Origin of the sequence: Anaerotignum faecicola, assembly GCA_024460105.1 — a bacterium.
Classification (GTDB): Bacteria; Bacillota; Clostridia; order Lachnospirales; family Anaerotignaceae; genus JANFXS01.
The window spans coordinates 85,639-102,157 of the sequence record JANFXS010000007.1 but is presented as its reverse complement, the minus strand read 5'-3'; the positions used below and the strand labels follow the sequence as shown (position 1 = coordinate 102,157).

General features: G+C 38.3%; 13 protein-coding genes. 2 read left to right on the top strand and 11 right to left on the bottom strand.

Annotated features, from left to right (window positions below):
* Window positions 1–2: 2 nt before the first annotated feature.
* The 6 genes from NE664_11565 to NE664_11540 all read right to left on the bottom strand — a co-directional run bounded on the left by NE664_11565 (window position 3) and on the right by NE664_11540 (window position 6,799).
* Window positions 3–758, bottom strand: coding sequence for a class I SAM-dependent methyltransferase (locus NE664_11565; protein ID MCQ4727281.1), 756 nt, complete (start codon window positions 756–758; stop codon window positions 3–5).
* A gap of 369 nt (window positions 759–1,127) precedes the next feature.
* Window positions 1,128–2,561, bottom strand: coding sequence for an adenylosuccinate lyase (purB, locus tag NE664_11560; GenBank protein ID MCQ4727280.1), 1,434 nt, complete (start codon window positions 2,559–2,561; stop codon window positions 1,128–1,130).
* Window positions 2,518–4,020 carry an amidophosphoribosyltransferase gene (purF, locus tag NE664_11555; protein MCQ4727279.1) on the bottom strand — a complete coding sequence of 501 codons (1,503 nt, stop codon included), beginning with the start codon at window positions 4,018–4,020 and terminating at the stop codon, window positions 2,518–2,520. Before purF ends, purB begins: the two co-directional genes overlap by 44 nt.
* Window positions 4,017–4,721, bottom strand: a complete 705-nt coding sequence (locus NE664_11550; GenBank protein ID MCQ4727278.1) for a phosphoribosylaminoimidazolesuccinocarboxamide synthase — start codon at window positions 4,719–4,721, stop codon at window positions 4,017–4,019. Before NE664_11550 ends, purF begins: the two co-directional genes overlap by 4 nt.
* Window positions 4,722–4,861: 140 nt before the next feature.
* Window positions 4,862–5,686: an Mrp/NBP35 family ATP-binding protein gene (locus NE664_11545; GenBank protein ID MCQ4727277.1), complete on the bottom strand. Its 825-nt coding sequence runs from the start codon at window positions 5,684–5,686 to the stop codon at window positions 4,862–4,864.
* A 312-nt stretch (window positions 5,687–5,998) separates the two neighbouring features.
* The gene (locus NE664_11540) at window positions 5,999–6,799 is read right to left on the bottom strand and encodes an SDR family oxidoreductase (protein MCQ4727276.1); all 801 of its coding nucleotides are present in this window, start codon (window positions 6,797–6,799) and stop codon (window positions 5,999–6,001) included.
* A 184-nt stretch (window positions 6,800–6,983) separates the two neighbouring features.
* Between NE664_11540 and NE664_11535 the strand changes: the two genes are divergently transcribed.
* Together NE664_11535 and NE664_11530 are read left to right on the top strand one after the other, a co-directional pair.
* On the top strand, window positions 6,984–7,733 hold the full coding sequence (locus NE664_11535) for an ABC transporter ATP-binding protein (GenBank protein MCQ4727275.1): 750 nt from the start codon (window positions 6,984–6,986) through the stop codon (window positions 7,731–7,733).
* Window positions 7,726–8,532 (top strand): ABC transporter permease, encoded by an 807-nt coding sequence (locus NE664_11530; protein ID MCQ4727274.1) that lies wholly within the window; start codon window positions 7,726–7,728, stop codon window positions 8,530–8,532. The genes NE664_11535 and NE664_11530 overlap by 8 nt, the downstream gene beginning before the upstream one ends.
* Before the next feature lie 214 nt (window positions 8,533–8,746).
* Here NE664_11530 and NE664_11525 read toward each other — a convergent pair whose 3' ends face one another.
* The 5 genes from NE664_11525 to NE664_11505 all read right to left on the bottom strand — a co-directional run bounded on the left by NE664_11525 (window position 8,747) and on the right by NE664_11505 (window position 16,390).
* Window positions 8,747–11,602, bottom strand: a complete 2,856-nt coding sequence (locus NE664_11525) for an S-layer homology domain-containing protein (protein MCQ4727273.1) — start codon at window positions 11,600–11,602, stop codon at window positions 8,747–8,749.
* Window positions 11,603–12,046: 444 nt separating this feature from the next.
* Complete coding sequence (locus NE664_11520; protein MCQ4727272.1) at window positions 12,047–13,486, bottom strand: trypsin-like peptidase domain-containing protein; 1,440 nt, start codon at window positions 13,484–13,486, stop codon at window positions 12,047–12,049.
* 195 nt (window positions 13,487–13,681) lie between these two features.
* Window positions 13,682–14,080: a MerR family transcriptional regulator gene (locus NE664_11515; protein MCQ4727271.1), complete on the bottom strand. Its 399-nt coding sequence runs from the start codon at window positions 14,078–14,080 to the stop codon at window positions 13,682–13,684.
* Window positions 14,081–14,094: 14 nt separating this feature from the next.
* Window positions 14,095–15,249, bottom strand: a complete 1,155-nt coding sequence (locus tag NE664_11510) for an aldo/keto reductase (GenBank protein ID MCQ4727270.1) — start codon at window positions 15,247–15,249, stop codon at window positions 14,095–14,097.
* A gap of 19 nt (window positions 15,250–15,268) precedes the next feature.
* Complete coding sequence (locus NE664_11505) at window positions 15,269–16,390, bottom strand: aldo/keto reductase (GenBank protein MCQ4727269.1); 1,122 nt, start codon at window positions 16,388–16,390, stop codon at window positions 15,269–15,271.
* Between the last annotated feature and the right edge of the window lie 129 nt (window positions 16,391–16,519).

The window sequence follows — 16,519 nt, the reverse complement described above, 5'->3', positions numbered from 1 at the left end:
AATCATTTGCCATTCTCTTTTGATATTATGTAAATTCTTTCGCTGTCTTTCTTTGGTTCGTCAAATGTAAAGGCGTCATATGCACATACAAATTCCATACCGCTTTCAGTAAGCAGACGTCTGATCGTTTCAATACTGTATGCCTTCTCATAATGAACTTCCTCAATACGTTCATAGAGCCCTGTTTTTTCATCTTCAATAAAAAAATTAACATAATATTCGTTTATTTTTTCGTCTTCATCATAATAATTCTGCCATATATACGCCTTGTTTTCTTCAGCGTCACTAAAGCTTTTGTTTCCAAGCAAATTTTTAAATTTATATTCTGTGTTTAAATCAAATATAAAATATCCTTTAGGCTCAAGATAATTATTTACAAGTTTAAAAACCTCGAGAAGCTCGCTCTCCTCGGTAATATAATTAATGCTGTCGCAAAGGCTCAAAACAATATCTACTGTTCCAAACAATTCAAATTCACGCATATCCTGGCAAAGATATAAAATATCAAGATTTTCTTTTTCAGCTTTTTCTTTTGCTATAGAAAGCATTTCAGATGAAATATCTATTCCTATCATATCAATACCTGCTTTGGCAAGCCTGCCGGTAATATTGCCCGTGCCGCACCCTAGTTCTGCAGCCAGTTTTGGGGCAATATTTAACCTTCGGAAAAGATTAAGCAAATATGAACCCCATTCGTCATAATTTATATTGTCCATAAAGCCGTCATAAACTTCTGCAAAACCCTCATATGCCTCCATATTTCCACCTGCAATCTTCATGTAAATAAGTGTATTTTATTATTTTATACTAAATCCCCATATATATCAACTTATTATTTCCAAACGCAAACGGTAAATTATTGTAAAAACAAATAAAACGTAATTCAATGTATACCGCGTTTATGAAACACAAAACCTTACTCCCATTAACCGAATAAAAAATAAACCGTATTTTTTTTCGAGGCTATATACGTTTCGTGCAGGTATCAGCGTCATATATAATTACGCAAGGCACATACATACTCAAAACGTAATTGACAAAATATCAATATTTTATCATAGATACAGGCAATAAAACAAATTAAGAGGTAACTTTGCCGTTAAACAAAATTACCTCCACTTTAAATATCAAACCCTTACGCTTCCGCCTTCTTCATCCAACAAATCTTTATTGGCTTCAATTATCGGCAAAACAACATTTACTATAAATTCTTCCGTCTGTTCCGGGGCGCGCCCGACAAAGTTTTTCGCATCCATGATTGCTTCAAGTTCTTCTAAATTAAGCCCAAATGATTTGTCGTTTGCAATCCTTATAAGGAGATCGTTTGGCCTGCCTTCAGATTTAACGACACGTCCCGCTTCCATGGAATGTTCCCTTATTTTCTCATGAAGTTCCTGTCTGTCGCCGCCTTTTTTAACAGCATCCATCATTATATTTTCAGTCGCCATAAAAGGAAGTTCGTTATTTAAATGCTGCTCTATAACTTTCGGATATACAACAAGACCGTCAACAACATTTCTGTAAAGGATAAGTATTGCGTCTATACAGAGGAATGCTTCCGGTATGCTAAGCCTTTTATTTGCAGAATCGTCAAGCGTTCTCTCAAACCACTGGGTTGAGGCAGTAATTGCCGGATTAAGCGCATCGGCTATAACATATCTGGCAAGCGAACCTATCCTTTCGCTCCGCATAGGGTTTCTTTTATAAGCCATAGCTGAAGATCCAATCTGGCTTTTTTCAAAAGGTTCCTCTATTTCTTTAAGATGCTGCAAAAGCCTTATATCATTGCTGAACTTAAATGCGCTTTGCGCTATTTCGCTTAAAACATTAAGTATCTGGCTGTCAAGCTTACGGGGATATGTCTGTCCTGTAACATCAAAACATTTGTCGTATCCCATCTTTTCGGCAACCATTTTGTCAAGCTTTTTAACTTTTTCATGGTCGCCGTCAAAAAGTTCCATAAAGCTTGCCTGTGTTCCCGTAGTCCCCTTTGCGCCGCGCAGTTTCGCCCTTGATATTTGAAAATCCAAACTTTCCAAATCCATTATAAGATCCTGAAGCCAAAGGCTTGCACGTTTTCCTACTGTCGTTGTCTGAGCCGGCTGAAAATGGGTAAATCCAAGAGTCGGCATGTCTTTATACTCCATTGCGAATTTTGAAAGTTCGTTAATGACATTTATAAGCTGTCTGCGCACAAGCTTCATCGCCTCTGTCATTATTATTATATCTGTATTATCGCCAACATAACAGCTTGTGGCGCCCAAATGTATAATCGGCATTGCCGCTTTAGCCTGCATCCCAAAGGCATAAACATGGCTCATAACATCATGACGCACTTCTTTCTCACGGGCTTCTGCAACGTCATAATTAATATCGTCTTTATACTGTTTCATTTGGGAGATCTGTTCTTCCGTTATATTAAGACCAAGTTCCTTTTCACTTTCAGCAAGCGCAATCCAAAGTTTCCGCCATGTTTTAAATTTAAAATCCGGCGAAAACAAGTAGCTCATTTCTTCACTAGCATATCGTGAATTTAGGGGACTTTCGTATTTCCGGCGCATTTTCAAGTTCCTCCTCGTTTACATGTTTCGGTACTGGCGTAGGGTATCTGCCCGTAAAGCATGCATCGCAGAAACCGCATTTTGATCCTTTTGCAATATTATGGAGATTCTCTGTTCCAAGATACCCAAGGCTGTCAACGCCAACGACTTTCGCTATTTCTTCAATAGGGTATTTGCATGCAATTAATTTATCTTTAGACGGCACGTCTGTTCCATAGTAGCATGGCCATAAAAACGGCGGGCTGCTGATACGCATATGAACTTCTTTTGCACCGGCGTCCCTAAGTATCTTGACAAGCCTTGCAACAGTCGTTCCCCTTACAATCGAGTCGTCAATCATGATAACTCTTTTACCTTCTACACTTTGCCTAAGAGCGTTAAGCTTAACTTTAACGCCGTCCTCACGAGCGGATTGTGTAGGGCTGATGAATGTGCGCCCTATGTATCTGTTTTTAACAAGCCCTAAACCGTATGGTATCCCCGACTGCTCGGCATAACCGATAGCCGCATCAATTCCGCTGTCCGGAACTCCTATTACAAGATCGCCGTCAACAGGATGTTCAATAGCAAGCTGCCTTCCGGCTGCCTTTCGTGATTCATAAACGCTCACACCGTCAATATAGCTGTCGGAACGCGCAAAATAAATATACTCAAAAATACAAAGGGCAGTATCTTTTGTTTTACAGCGGCGTTTATCTGAGCGCATACCGTTTTCGTCTATAATTACAATTTCGCCCGGTTCCACATCGCGTATAAATTTAGCGCCCACAGCGTCAAGAGCGCATGACTCCGACGCCAGCACATACGAATTATCTATTTTGCCTATTACAAGAGGCCTGAATCCATAAGGATCTCGGCATCCTATCAGTTTTTTAGGACTCATTACAAGCAGAGAATAAGAACCTTCGACTATATCCATCATTTTTGCAACGGCTTCTTCAATAGAATCGTTTTTAACCCTTTCACGCGCAATTACAAGCGCTAAAACTTCCGAATCTATTGTTGTCTGGAATATAAATCCTTCTTTTTCAAACTGTTCCCTTATCTCATATGCGTTCACAAGGTTGCCGTTGTGGCTGATAGTTAAAGCGCCTTTTAAATACCTTGAAACAAGCGGCTGCGCATTTTGGCGCATGCTTCCGCCTGCCGTTGAATAGCGCACATGTCCCACGGCAATATTGCCGGTAAGCTTTTCAAGTATATCCGGGCTGAATACTTCAGGCACAAGCCCCATATCCTTATACTGCTTAACAACAGTATCGTCAGTAACAGCTATACCGCAGCTTTCCTGCCCTCTGTGCTGCAGTGCATAAAGGCCGTAGTATGTCAGTTTTCCGACCTCCAAATCGTCGTTATTATTATAAATTCCAAAAACTCCGCATTCTTCTTTTAAAACGTCTTCTTCAACAACATTAACATCATCAATCAGATCAGTTTTATTTATATTATTTCCGCTCATATCGTTATCCTTCTCCATACTTCTTCATAAGCTTCTTCAACACCGCCGAGATCCCGGCGGAAACGGTCTTTGTCAAGTTTTTCATTGGTTTTGTTGTCCCAAAGCCTACAGGTATCGGGTGAAATCTCATCCGCCAATATAACTTTACCATTGTATCTGCCAAATTCAATTTTAAAATCAACAAGCGTTATTCCTCTTTTAAAGAAGTAGTCTTTTAAAAGTTCGTTTATCTTAAGCGCCTGTTTTGAAACTGATGCGAGTTCTTCTTTTGATGCAAGGCCTATCGCTAAAATCTGCATGTCGTTAATCATCGGATCGCCAAGCGCATCATTTTTATATGAAAACTCAATTACAGGATTTAAAAGCTCTTTGCCCTCCTCAACGCCAAATTTATTTGAGAAACTGCCAGCCGCAATATTTCTGACAATAACCTCAAGCGGTACTATTTCAACCTTTTTTACAAGGGTCTGTCTATCGCCCAACTCTTCGACAAAATGTGTTTCCACACCGTTTTCTTCAAGATATTTAAAAACGATGTTCGTCATCTTGTTGTTAATGATGCCTTTGCCGAGTATCGACCCCTTTTTCAGCCCGTTAAAAGCCGTAGCGTCATCCTTATATTCGACTATAAGCCGGCTTTTATCGTCTGTTTCAAACACTTTTTTTGCTTTCCCTTCGTAAAGCATGGCAAGCTTTTCCATTATTCTCCCCCTAAAATTAAATAAAATAATCTAAAAACAGCAAATGCTGTCCAGTTAATATTTTACACAAATTATATAAACATATCAATAGTTAAAAATAATAAGTCTGCCGCCCATTAAGCATGGACAGCAGACATATTTTACAATTTTTCTATCTTTTCATACGCTCTATTCAAAAATGTGCAATTTATAGTTTCTATTTCCCCTTCGTCGCACGACTGAGCGACAATCGGATCCATAGGAAGCTTGCCAAGCACGTCAATATCGTTTGAACGCCCTATTTCATCGGCTTTGCTTTCTCCATAAATATATATTTTTTTGCCGCAGTCAGGGCATATAAAATAGCTCATGTTCTCAACGAGCCCGATAATAGGTATATCCATTTTTTTAGCCATATTTACAGCCTTTTCAACAATCATCGACACAAGTTCCTGAGGGCTTGTAACGACAATTATCCCGTCGACTGGAAGGCTTTGGAAAACAGTCAAAGGAACGTCTCCGGTTCCCGGAGGCATGTCCACAAACATATAGTCTATATCGCCCCATATAACTTCGCTCCAAAACTGCTTAACAACGCCTGCTAATATAGGCCCTCTCCAAACAACAGGGTCTGTTTCGTTTTCAAGTATTAAGTTAACGCTCATAACTTTAATACCGCTCATACTTTCAACCGGAAACATGCCGTCTTCATTTGCTGTGGCTTTAGACTTTATTCCAAAAGATTTGGGAATCGACGGCCCAGTGATATCTGCATCCATAACGGCGCACTTATATCCTTTTCTCTGCATGCCGCTTGCAAGCAGCGATGTTACAAGCGATTTCCCAACGCCGCCTTTTCCGCTTACAATTCCTATCACCTTTTTAATATTACTGTGCTTGTTGGGTTCGGCCAAAAGGCTTTCAGCTGTCCTCTCACTGCAATTCTCACCACATGACGAACAGTTATGCGAACAGTTTTCGCTCATGATTTTCACTACCTTTCAAAATTATCTTATAACAACATAAAATATTATATCACCGGTTTAATATCATTTAAAGTGCCGCGGCAAAAAAATTTTATCGGAACAATTAAATATACGTCCGTCTTATAACAGCGGTTAACTTATTATGCTAACCATTTGTTTTATCTCCGAAATCATATAATCCAATTATTTATGTGCGGCTGTACTTTTCTATGCACGTCCGAAACTCTATGGCCCATATTGTTATGAGAGTTTACAAATCAAATATTTTAAATATCAAAATCCGTTTATTGAACAGTAATGTCTTATTAAATATTAACCGCGCGAATTGGCGTTATCAGCCAAGTCTCCGAAAACCGGCGTTGCAAGACCGAACCCTCCCGAAACGGCAAGGATCTGCCCTGTCGTGTACTTAGATTCGTCGCTCGCAAAATAAACTGCCGCAGATGCAATTTCTTCCGGAAGCCCCATTCTTTTAATAGGCGTATGTTTAAGGAACAGTTCTTTAAAACTGTCGTTCAAAGCGTCTTTAACAGCGTCGGTAGCCGTCATGCCCGGCATTATTGCATTGCACCTTATGTTATTTCGCGCTTCATGCACCGCTATCAACTTTGTTAAATAGTTTATGGCGGCTTTTGAAGTTCCATATCCAATTTGAGATATGTCCGGCACGCCGCCGCCTATAGATGAAATATTTATTATACTGCCGCCTCCGTTTTTACGCATATATTTTATTGCCGCCTGGCTTGTTATAAATACGCTTTTTAAATTTATTGTAACTGTGCTTATAAAGTCTTCAGGCTTTGTATTTGCTATATCAAGATCTGTCCTTGGATTTGAAGTTCCGAAATTATTTACAAGAATATCAATATGCCCCTCGTTTTTGACAACTTCTTCAATCATAGAAACATATGTTTCATCCTCAGTCGCATCATTATACACGTATTTTACCGATGCTCCGTTTTTATTTAATTCATCGGCAACAGCCTTTGCCCTTTCAAGATTACGGGCTCCCATATATACTGTCGCACCCTCGCATGCAAAAGCTTTTACAATCGCAAGCCCTATTCCTCTTGTGGAAGCGGTTACGACAACAACTTTATTTTTTAGACGCATATACATCCCTCCTAAATTATATTATAAACAGCTTTACGGATCAAAACAAAAAAAGTTTTAAAATACCTTATTTATATTTTAACAAAAGCTTCTTTTAAAAATAATTTTAATAATATGCCTATCCAATCACAAAAATATGCTTTTCAAAATATAATAATAGAAAAAAGCAGGAGGTTTTGCCGTAATGCAGCCTATTGTTGAAATAAAAGACCTTAATCTTGTTTACCACAGTGAAAACGGTGAAACGGCCGCTGTCAAAGATTTATCCTTGTGTATAAACGAAGGCGAATTTGTAAGTATAGTTGGCCCTTCCGGCTGTGGCAAATCAACTATACTTTCAATGCTTGCGGGGCTCTTGGAGCCCACTTCGGGACATATAGATATTAAGCACGGCAGCACTATCGGATATATGCTCCAAAAGGATTATCTTTTTGAATGGCGTAGCATATTAAGCAACGCATGTCTGGGACTGGAAATTAACAAAGCTCTCACGGAAGAAAAAAAAGAAGAAGTTAAAGAGCTCCTCAGAAAGTACGGCCTTGGAGATTTTATATACAGCCGTCCTTCCCAGTTAAGCGGCGGTATGCGCCAAAGAGCCGCCCTCATAAGGACTCTTGCAATGAACCCCGATATACTTTTGCTTGACGAGCCTTTCAGCGCCTTGGACTATCAAACGCGGCTTTATGTTTCGGACGAGATAAGTTCTATTATACGCGATGAAAAAAAGACTGCAATACTTGTCACACACGATATATCAGAAGCCGTTGCCACAAGCGACAGGGTATTTGTGCTCTCTTCAAGGCCGGCAACATTAAAAGCTACACACAGCATAGAGCTTAACATTCCTGAACGTACTCCGATAAAAAGCCGTGAAGCCAAAGAGTTTAATTATTACTTTAACAAAATATGGAAGGAGCTTGATGTACATGAATAGTCAAAACGTATCTGAAGCCCAACGGCAATTTCTAAACGGACTTGACCGGCAAAAGAAACATATCCGACTGTGCCAAATTTCTATTCTGGTATTTTTTATTTTAATTTGGGAATTTGCCGCCCAATTTGAAATTATAGATCCGTTTATATTCAGTCAGCCGTCAAGGATAGCGCTCGCAGCCGTTGAGCTTACAAAATCGGGAAGCATATTTGTCCATATCGGCGTAACTCTCTTTGAAACCATAATCGGATTTGTACTTGGAACGATAATCGGCATTGCCGTTGCCGTACTGCTTTGGTGGAACAGTTTTATAAACAAAGTTCTCGAACCATACCTTGTAGTACTGAACAGCCTTCCTAAAACAGCGCTTGCCCCAATTATGATTGTCTGGCTCGGAAACAACATGTCGTCAATTATCGCAACCGCCCTTCTTACATCTGTTATTGTTACTATTTTAAGCGTATTTAACGGATTTATAGAAGTTGATTCCGATAAAATAAAACTTATATATACTTTTGGAGGAACAAAAAAACAGGTTTTAACTAAAGTTATACTTCCGGCCTCCGTTCCTAACATGATAAGCGCATTAAAAATTAATGTAGGCTTGTCTTTTGTAGGCGTAATAGTTGGAGAACTGCTTGTTTCAAAAGCAGGCCTCGGATATCTGATTGTATACGGAAGCCAAATATTTAAGCTTGACTGGGTTATGCTTTCGGTTGTTATACTTGCCGTACTTTCGGCGCTGCTTTATAAGAGCATAGTTGTCTTAGAAAAGAAAATTTCAAAATGGCGTGAATAAAATCCTTAATATAAAGCCTTGCAAAATTCCGTACTTTAAACGCCGTAAATATAAAAATCCCTTAATATTATTCATTTTGTAAAACCCTGCTTAAAATTATTTTTAAAACCGCATATAAAATACTAATGCTGTCCGAAAAATTCTTATCGGACAGCATTAGCCTTAAATTAATAAACCCGTTATTAAATTATAAAAAACAGATACTGTTATAATTTTATACAGTAAAGTTAAATGTTAGAGCTGTACCGTCTACCATAATCATAACGGTATTCTCCCCGCTCGGCAATGAAACTGACGGATCCAGGAATTTAAGCGACATTTTATCGCTGAGCCCATATTCGTCTTCGTCGATAGCCTGCCTTTCATAAGCCTGTTTACCCATTCCCACAAAAGTGATGTCATTAGATGATATATCGAACAAAATATCGATTTTTTTGCTGAAAGTTATAAGAACGGTTTGCCTTCCGTCGCCATCGGCTTCCACAGTAACATCTGTAATCTTTAATTTTTCAGGATCAGGCTCGGGTTCAGGCGAAACCATGCTGTAATCTTCTATAGGTTTGCTGTAATCGAATGTATTTGAACGGTTGCCCGATACATTTTCAGTTGCAAAGCAAAACCTCTGGCCTGCTGTGGCTTCAATATCTTTGAGCGGGTTGTTTAAACCGTATTTAAGCTCGATTTTGTTTCCTGTTGCAAATATATCGTCAGGGTTCTTAGGCTCTGTTGAATCAAAACCGTAATCGCTTTCATTATAAACCTTGTAATACAAATATCCGCCTTTGCTTGATTCAAATTCAACGTTTATCGATGTTTCGGAATTGCGTTCTATATTTAATAATGTTATCTCGGGAGCCTGCGTATTAAAATAAAAGTCCTTGCTTGCAGTTTTGCCGTCCGCAAATGTTACAACCATTGTAAATGTGTTCCCATCCTTCGGTATAGACCCGACCTTCATATAAACATTGTAGGTTGTATCGTTTACTTTTTCAACCCTGCCTAAAGTTAAATCGTCCTGTGCAGGGCATGTCAATACAAAATTGTCAAGCGTAAGTTCTTCTGCCACAGGCTTGTCGAAAGTTACTGTATACCAATAATTTTCATCAAAGAAGTCGCCTTTTTCATTATAATTGGGGACAACCTCCAAAATCTGATATGCTCCCTCTTCCACAGGAGGCTTAACATCAGGAGTAATTTCAATCTGCTTTACGGGCGTAACCCTGTTTTTTACGTCTACAGCCACATAATATAGCGTATAAGGTGTTTCTGCTTTAAGGCCGCCTATTTCTATGGCGTTTAACTCAAGCGCCATATCAACTTTAGCGCCTGTTTTTATCAGTTCTTCTGCGGAAGGCTCATTATCTCCGCCAAACAGCATCCTTGCGGCGCCGTGTTCTTTAATGGCATAATACATTGTTCCCGGAGTATCGGAGACATATGTAAATATAGCTGCCGTTTCACTTATCCTGTCAACCTTTTCGGATTTTATTTCAGCACAGTCATATTTAACAACAAAGTCCCTGTATAAATATTTACCGTCAACATTTACCTGCAAATTATAAGTGTTGTCTTTATAATAAGCAGTTGTTAAATGGTATATTTTGTTGTCGTCCGTATATACGCTTAAAATTGTCATATCGGAACCGCCGCCTGTACAGATAATGCTGAAATCGTCTATTGTAAGCGTTTCCTTCGTGGGTTTGCTTAATGTAACCCTTACATAGCTGTTGCTTACCGACTCCACATTTTTTATCTTTAACCTTGAACTGCTGCTTTCGCTGTCTGAATTGCCGTCGTCATTATCGGAACTTTCCGTTTCTGTTTTTTTATCGTCTTCGGCCTTTTCCGGCTCAGACTTTTCAGCTTTCGATAATTTTGATTCGCCGCCTTTTACTGCTTCGCCTTTTACAACGGCCTGTGAAATATTTTTCTCCACAACCACATTGGTATCATCTGTTTCCACGGAAACATTTTCCGCCCCTATATTTACGGTTTCAACTTTACCGTCACCTTTTACCGATGTTTCGGCTGCGCCTTCATTAATATTAACCGCTTCTATATTTCCTTCTGCTTCTATATCGGCTTTGGCATAAACTTCTATTGTTCCTATATCTCCCCTCACAGTCAAATCGGAAGGATTATATATATTTACGGCGTCAAAGCTTCCTTCCAAAACCGCCGATGATTTAACGTCTACATTGCCTACAACGCTGCCTTCTTCCAAAATCCTTACAGGCGAACTCTTTTTCTCGGCCGAAATACTTCCAACGATGCAGTTTTCAAGCCTTACGGTATTTACGCCGCCGCCTCTTACAACCAGCCTTCCTTTTACGGTAACATTATTTAATGTAACGTCGCCTTCACCGACTCCTTCTGATAATATCAAATCACCGTCGACAACGCTGTTGTTTAAAGCCACATCGGGAGTATTGATTACTACATCCTTGCCGTTATTTGAAGAAACAGCGCCGTTTTCCGTTACAATAGTTTCAATGGAATTACTTAGCATTGATACAACTTCAGCCCTTGAAATCGGTGCGGAAGGGTTAAAAGCGCCGCTGTCAGATCCGCTTATATAGCCTCTTGAATACATTTGCGACACATATCCTTTTGCCCAATCGGAAATTTCATCTGTATCTGTAAACGGAAGGCTTGTTTCCGTCGGCAAACCGTCAAAGCCCAACGCCTTAGCCAAAACAACAACTGCCTCCTGGCGTGTCATAAGTTCCTTAGGCCTTACGGCATTGTCGCTTCCTATCATTGTTCCTGCTTTTACTGCTTTTAAAATAGGCTCTGTATAAAACGCCTGATCCAAATCAGTAAAAATATTTTCAGACGTTTCGGTATACTTCATTACCCTGTCAAGTATAACCGCCATTTCGCCCCTTGTTACCGTATCGTCAGGGCGGAACATTCCGTTATAGCCGCTTAATATATCTTGATTGCTCCATTTTGTAATTGCGCTTTCAGCCCAATGCCCGCTGATGTCGCCGTATGTACCGGCAAACGCCGCGCTTGCAGATAATACAGCCGTTCCCATAATAATACATAATATCTTTGCCTTATTCATTAAAGGGTCTCCTTTTTAAAATTATATAATAAATAGCCTGCCTTAATAATATTATATCAAGAAAATAAGTCTATCAACACATATCCCGATATTTAATTCCCGATAACTTTTACGGCAATCATTCAACGTTGGATAAAATATATATTTTACCAGATACTGTAAATTGAATAAAACATAAAAGTTGCCTCAATAATTTTAAGGCGGTTATTTCACGAATTTATATCATACCAAAACACTATGGTTTTTACAATAGAATTTTTAATTTTTTTTAAAATAAAATTCACAATTACTAAAAAAAATGCATATTAAAATATACTGCATACCATTTTAAATAACAAAACATACGCTTAATAATTAAATCATTAATCTTTAAACCATAAAACGCCATGCCGTTAATATTAAAATCATAACAAATTATACATTTCTATACGAAATATACTCTTTTTATTTTAGGAAACCATTTGCAAACTGCCATATTGTTTCATAATCTACCGCAAGATTAAGATTTTGTCCGTCATCATATCCGGCTGTTATTATCCCTATTAGATTTCCGTATAAATCAAGCAAAGCTCCTCCGCTGCTTCCATGAGAAACCGGCGCCGTAAATTGTATTACGGAAACATCTTCAAGTTTTCTGAAACCCGAGATAATACCGTCGGAAACGGAATTAAAAAGGCCAAGCGGGCTTCCGATTGCCACAACTTTTTGCCCCCTTACAAGCCTTTTTCCGCCTTTATAAACAGGAACCGGTCTTCTTCGTTTTTCCATGCGCAGTATCGCCAAATCAAAATACTGATTATATTTTATAAGTTCGTCCGTATAAAAAATGTCTGTTTCTTCCTCAAGCTGTATTCCGTAATAAGAGCCGCCGTTTACAACGTGGAAATTGGTCAGTATATAGCCAGAACTGTTTATTACAACGCCTGAACCTGTTTTTACACACTGCCCGTTTTTGTCAAAAACCCTCAGCATAACAACTGACGACGCCGTTTTTGCAAGCTCTTCAAAGTCTAACGGCGAATTTAAGCTTGTTCCCGAGTTGGAATTTACAGGCCCGGAAGTACCGTTATTTTGCTTTTTATCATCCTTGCCATGTTTCCTCACCCGCTCCAAAGGAAGCACAATCTTATTATCGCTTTTTATGTTGCCGTCTGCCTTTTTTGAATTGCCGGACATATTGCCGCCGACCGATACGTTATTCACATGCTTTATCATTTCGATAGTGTTCAAAACACTTTCGCTGCCGTCCGGCACATGTGATATATCCAAAAGTTCGTTCGATTCAACCGCCACATCACAATTCTGCCCTATGTACAGCACGTCACATCCCATTAATACCAGATAATAAAGGAATAAGTATTCCTGTAACTTTATATTGCCGCTGCATACAAATTTAGGAAAACGGTTCATTTTTAATGTGTCTTTATAAAGCTTTGGAAAATATGTGTCTATCCAATACAGCAATTTAACGGTAAAATTGCGTATTATAGAACTTTCCTCCCTGCCTTTGACCGTTTTAAAAACATTTATTACCCTGTCATAATTCGATTTAAGCGCGCGTTCCAAAATCTCATTTTGAAATTCAAAAGGAAACTTAATATTCCCTTCATTATAAAGAGATATGTATTTTGTCGTTTCGTTTGAAGGCACTAAATTTTTGAAGTTTTTTTCAAAATAATACCCATTCGCGCTAAGACCGCTCGTTTTAAATTCATCTTCTAAGGCTTGAAATTCCATTTCAAAATTGTTTTTACATATATACCTCAGGAAATAAACTTCTTTTGTAAAATTTGAGTACTTACAGCTCACCGTCATAAATTCATACAAAGCGTTGTTAAAAGGTTTTTTTACGGATATTTGAAACTGTTGTGCAAAACTGTCCATAGAGTATACGCTCCTTATAACAAAATAGATATCTAAACTAATCGAATATATTATATATCTTTTGCCCTGTTTCTTCCATAAAAAAATTTAAAAACCTCTAATTTACATAAATTACAGACAATATTATAAATAAAAAACCTGTAGACGGCAATTTTCTTATTTATACCGCGTACAAGTTTTTTATTATTTACTGTCTTAAATTTTTTTCAGCTTCTCAGCATTGCTCAAATCAATTTCGAGCTGCATAAGGCCTTGTTCGTATTTCTTTATTGTGCTGTTTAAAAGTTCAAGGGACGACTGCATCTCTTCAATCCTTGAAACAAGCTGATCCCTCTGCTCAATCAGCAAATCTCTTCTTGCCTCTGCCGTTTCATCCCCTTTTCTGAACAATGAAACATACTCTATCAGCGCTTCAATCTGCACTCCGGCTTTTCTCATGCATTTCATAAGTTGAATCCAGCCGCACGAAATTTCATCATAATCCCGTATACCGCTTTTATTGCGCGGTACCGGAGGGATCAAACCAATACGTTCATAATAACGCAAAGTATCCGCCGATAAATCAAATTTCCTGCTCACTTCGGCAATAGTCATCTTATCACCTCCGGCTATGCCCCAAATAATTCTTTGGCCTGCTTCATCTTTCCTATGATGTCTACGCCAAACGGACAGTTTTTAACACAGGCTCCGCACTCTATACACTCGCCGCCATGATGTTCCAAAAGCATATAATGATTTTTAAGCGTATCAGGCACGCTGTTCTGCACCAACGCAAGATCCAGATACTTATTTACATTTGCTATATCAATTATCCTTGTACATGGCGCACAGTGGCCGCAATACATGCAATACCCTTTAAATACGCTTTTAGGAGCATTAGAAAGCACATTGCTGTAATCTTTTTCTTTATCATTTGCATTTGAATATCCAGTGGCCGCCAAAACTTCATCAACATTTGAAACCCCGACAAGCACCGATGCAACGGCTGGCCTTGTAAGGCAGTAATGTATACACTGAACAGGCGTTAACGCCTTTTTAAACGGGGACTGGTTTTCATTTAACAATATACCCGCCCCGTATCCTTTCATAACCGTTAATGCAACGCCTTTATTCTCGCACGTTTGATATAATTTCCCTCTTTTTGGGTCAATGCCTTCATACGTCCTGCCGTTGTATGTGCTTTCTTCAAACATAAAATCTATGTCTTCGCTTGCCGGAAGCATATCGTATGCCGGATTTATACTGAATAATATCACTTCAATTATTCCGCTTTCAACCGCCATAAACGCAATATCCGGATTGTGCGTTGATAAACCAATATGTTTTATAATCCCTTTTTCTTTAAGGGACTTGGCGTATTTTATTATTTCGCCGTTAAATACATTTTCAAAATCCTTTTTATCATCAACATAATGTATCATGCCAATATCGACATAGCCTATCCTCATTCTGGATAAAAAGTCCTCAAAGGCTTCCTTTACCTCATCTATGTTCCTGCTCCTTCGATACTGTCCGTTATCCCATACTGAACATAAATGTCCTTCAATAATATAGCTTTCCCGTGGGTATTTTTTCAAAGCCGTTCCTACGTTGCTGCGCACATCGGGATTTGAATTGTAAATATCAATTATATTTATTCCATTTGAAAAAGCGGCGTCAATTATTTCTTCACATTCAGGAAATGATTTGTTTTCAAAACCTTCTCCTCCAATTCCGACAACGCTTGCTTTTAATCCTGTTTTTCCCAAAATCCTATATTCCATAAACATCACCTTTATTTTATCAATTTTCAAAAGTTTCTGCTACTTTTTTAAGCCCTTCGATTATATCCAAGCGCTGCGGACAACTTTTTTCACATTGGCCGCAAGCTATGCAGTCGGAAGCTTTTCCGTAATCTTTTATGTAGTTTCCATAGTAAACTTTTTGAGTGGAAAATCCTTCTGTTTTAGACTGCATTTCAGCGTTATATAAAGTAAAATAATTTGGTATAGCAATATTTTTAGGACATCCGTCGACACAATATCTGCATGATGTACACGGTATTGCAGTATTCTTATTTATAATATCGACAACGTTTTCAATAATTTTAAATTCTTCTTCATTTAAAGGCTTAAAATCTTTCATATATGAAATATTGTCCAGCAGCTGTTCAATATTTGACATTCCGCTTAATACCATCAGCACTTTGTCATGGCTTGCCGCAAATCTGATCGCCCATGACGCCGCCGACATATTCGGAGCCCGGTCTTTTATTATATTTTCAGCCTCTTCAGGGATATTTGCCAAAGTTCCGCCCTTAACCGGTTCCATTACTATAACAGGCTTATTATGCTTGACTGCCGTTTCATAACACTGCCTTGACTGTATGCTTTTATTGTCCCAATCAATATAATTCATTTGAAGCTGCACAAAATCCATATACGGATACTTTGTTAATATTTCATCCAACAGCCATGCTTCATCGTGGAATGAAAATCCTATATTTTTAATTCTTCCTTCGGCTTTTTTATTCTTTATAAATTCAAAAGCCCTAAATTTTTCCGCAATTTCAAAGTGATTTACATTCAGATTGTGGAGAAGATAATAATCAAAATATTCAACGCCGCATTTTTCAAGCTGTTCGTTAAATTTCTTTTCAAGATCCCCGGCGTCTTTTAAAAACATTATCGGCATTTTTGATGCAACTGTAAAACTATCTCTTTTATGGCGTTTAACCAAAGATTCCCTTAAAAATATTTCGCTTTTGAAATCATGATACATATAAGCCGTATCAAAATATGTAAACCCTTCATCTAAAAATATGTCTACCATTTTATTTAGCGTTTCCGTGTCTACGCTCGACGGATCATTTTTATCCTTTAACGGCAGCCTCATAAACCCAAATCCTAATTTTTTATGTTCCATTTTAAATTCCTCCATGACATAATATTTTAAATTATAAACAGGTTTAATAATCTCAGAACATCGACTTAACCTTTAGAAAGTTTTCGTCCATGCGATGTGTAAACAAAAGTTGAACCGGTTCCTTTTCGG

Excerpts from the sequence above, each read along its gene's own strand:
- NE664_11565 (MCQ4727281.1), bottom strand. The coding sequence starts at position 758 with ATGGAGGCATATGAGGGTTTTGCAGAAGTTTATGACGGCTTTATGGAC.
- purB (MCQ4727280.1), bottom strand. The coding sequence starts at position 2,561 with ATGCGCCGGAAATACGAAAGTCCCCTAAATTCACGATATGCTAGTGAA.
- purF (MCQ4727279.1), bottom strand. The coding sequence starts at position 4,020 with ATGAGCGGAAATAATATAAATAAAACTGATCTGATTGATGATGTTAAT.
- NE664_11550 (MCQ4727278.1), bottom strand. The coding sequence starts at position 4,721 with ATGGAAAAGCTTGCCATGCTTTACGAAGGGAAAGCAAAAAAAGTGTTT.
- NE664_11545 (MCQ4727277.1), bottom strand. The coding sequence starts at position 5,686 with ATGAGCGAAAACTGTTCGCATAACTGTTCGTCATGTGGTGAGAATTGC.
- NE664_11540 (MCQ4727276.1), bottom strand. The coding sequence starts at position 6,799 with ATGCGTCTAAAAAATAAAGTTGTTGTCGTAACCGCTTCCACAAGAGGA.
- NE664_11535 (MCQ4727275.1), top strand. The coding sequence starts at position 6,984 with ATGCAGCCTATTGTTGAAATAAAAGACCTTAATCTTGTTTACCACAGT.
- NE664_11530 (MCQ4727274.1), top strand. The coding sequence starts at position 7,726 with ATGAATAGTCAAAACGTATCTGAAGCCCAACGGCAATTTCTAAACGGA.
- NE664_11525 (MCQ4727273.1), bottom strand. The coding sequence starts at position 11,602 with ATGAATAAGGCAAAGATATTATGTATTATTATGGGAACGGCTGTATTA.
- NE664_11520 (MCQ4727272.1), bottom strand. The coding sequence starts at position 13,486 with ATGGACAGTTTTGCACAACAGTTTCAAATATCCGTAAAAAAACCTTTT.
- NE664_11515 (MCQ4727271.1), bottom strand. The coding sequence starts at position 14,080 with ATGACTATTGCCGAAGTGAGCAGGAAATTTGATTTATCGGCGGATACT.
- NE664_11510 (MCQ4727270.1), bottom strand. The coding sequence starts at position 15,249 with ATGGAATATAGGATTTTGGGAAAAACAGGATTAAAAGCAAGCGTTGTC.
- NE664_11505 (MCQ4727269.1), bottom strand. The coding sequence starts at position 16,390 with ATGGAACATAAAAAATTAGGATTTGGGTTTATGAGGCTGCCGTTAAAG.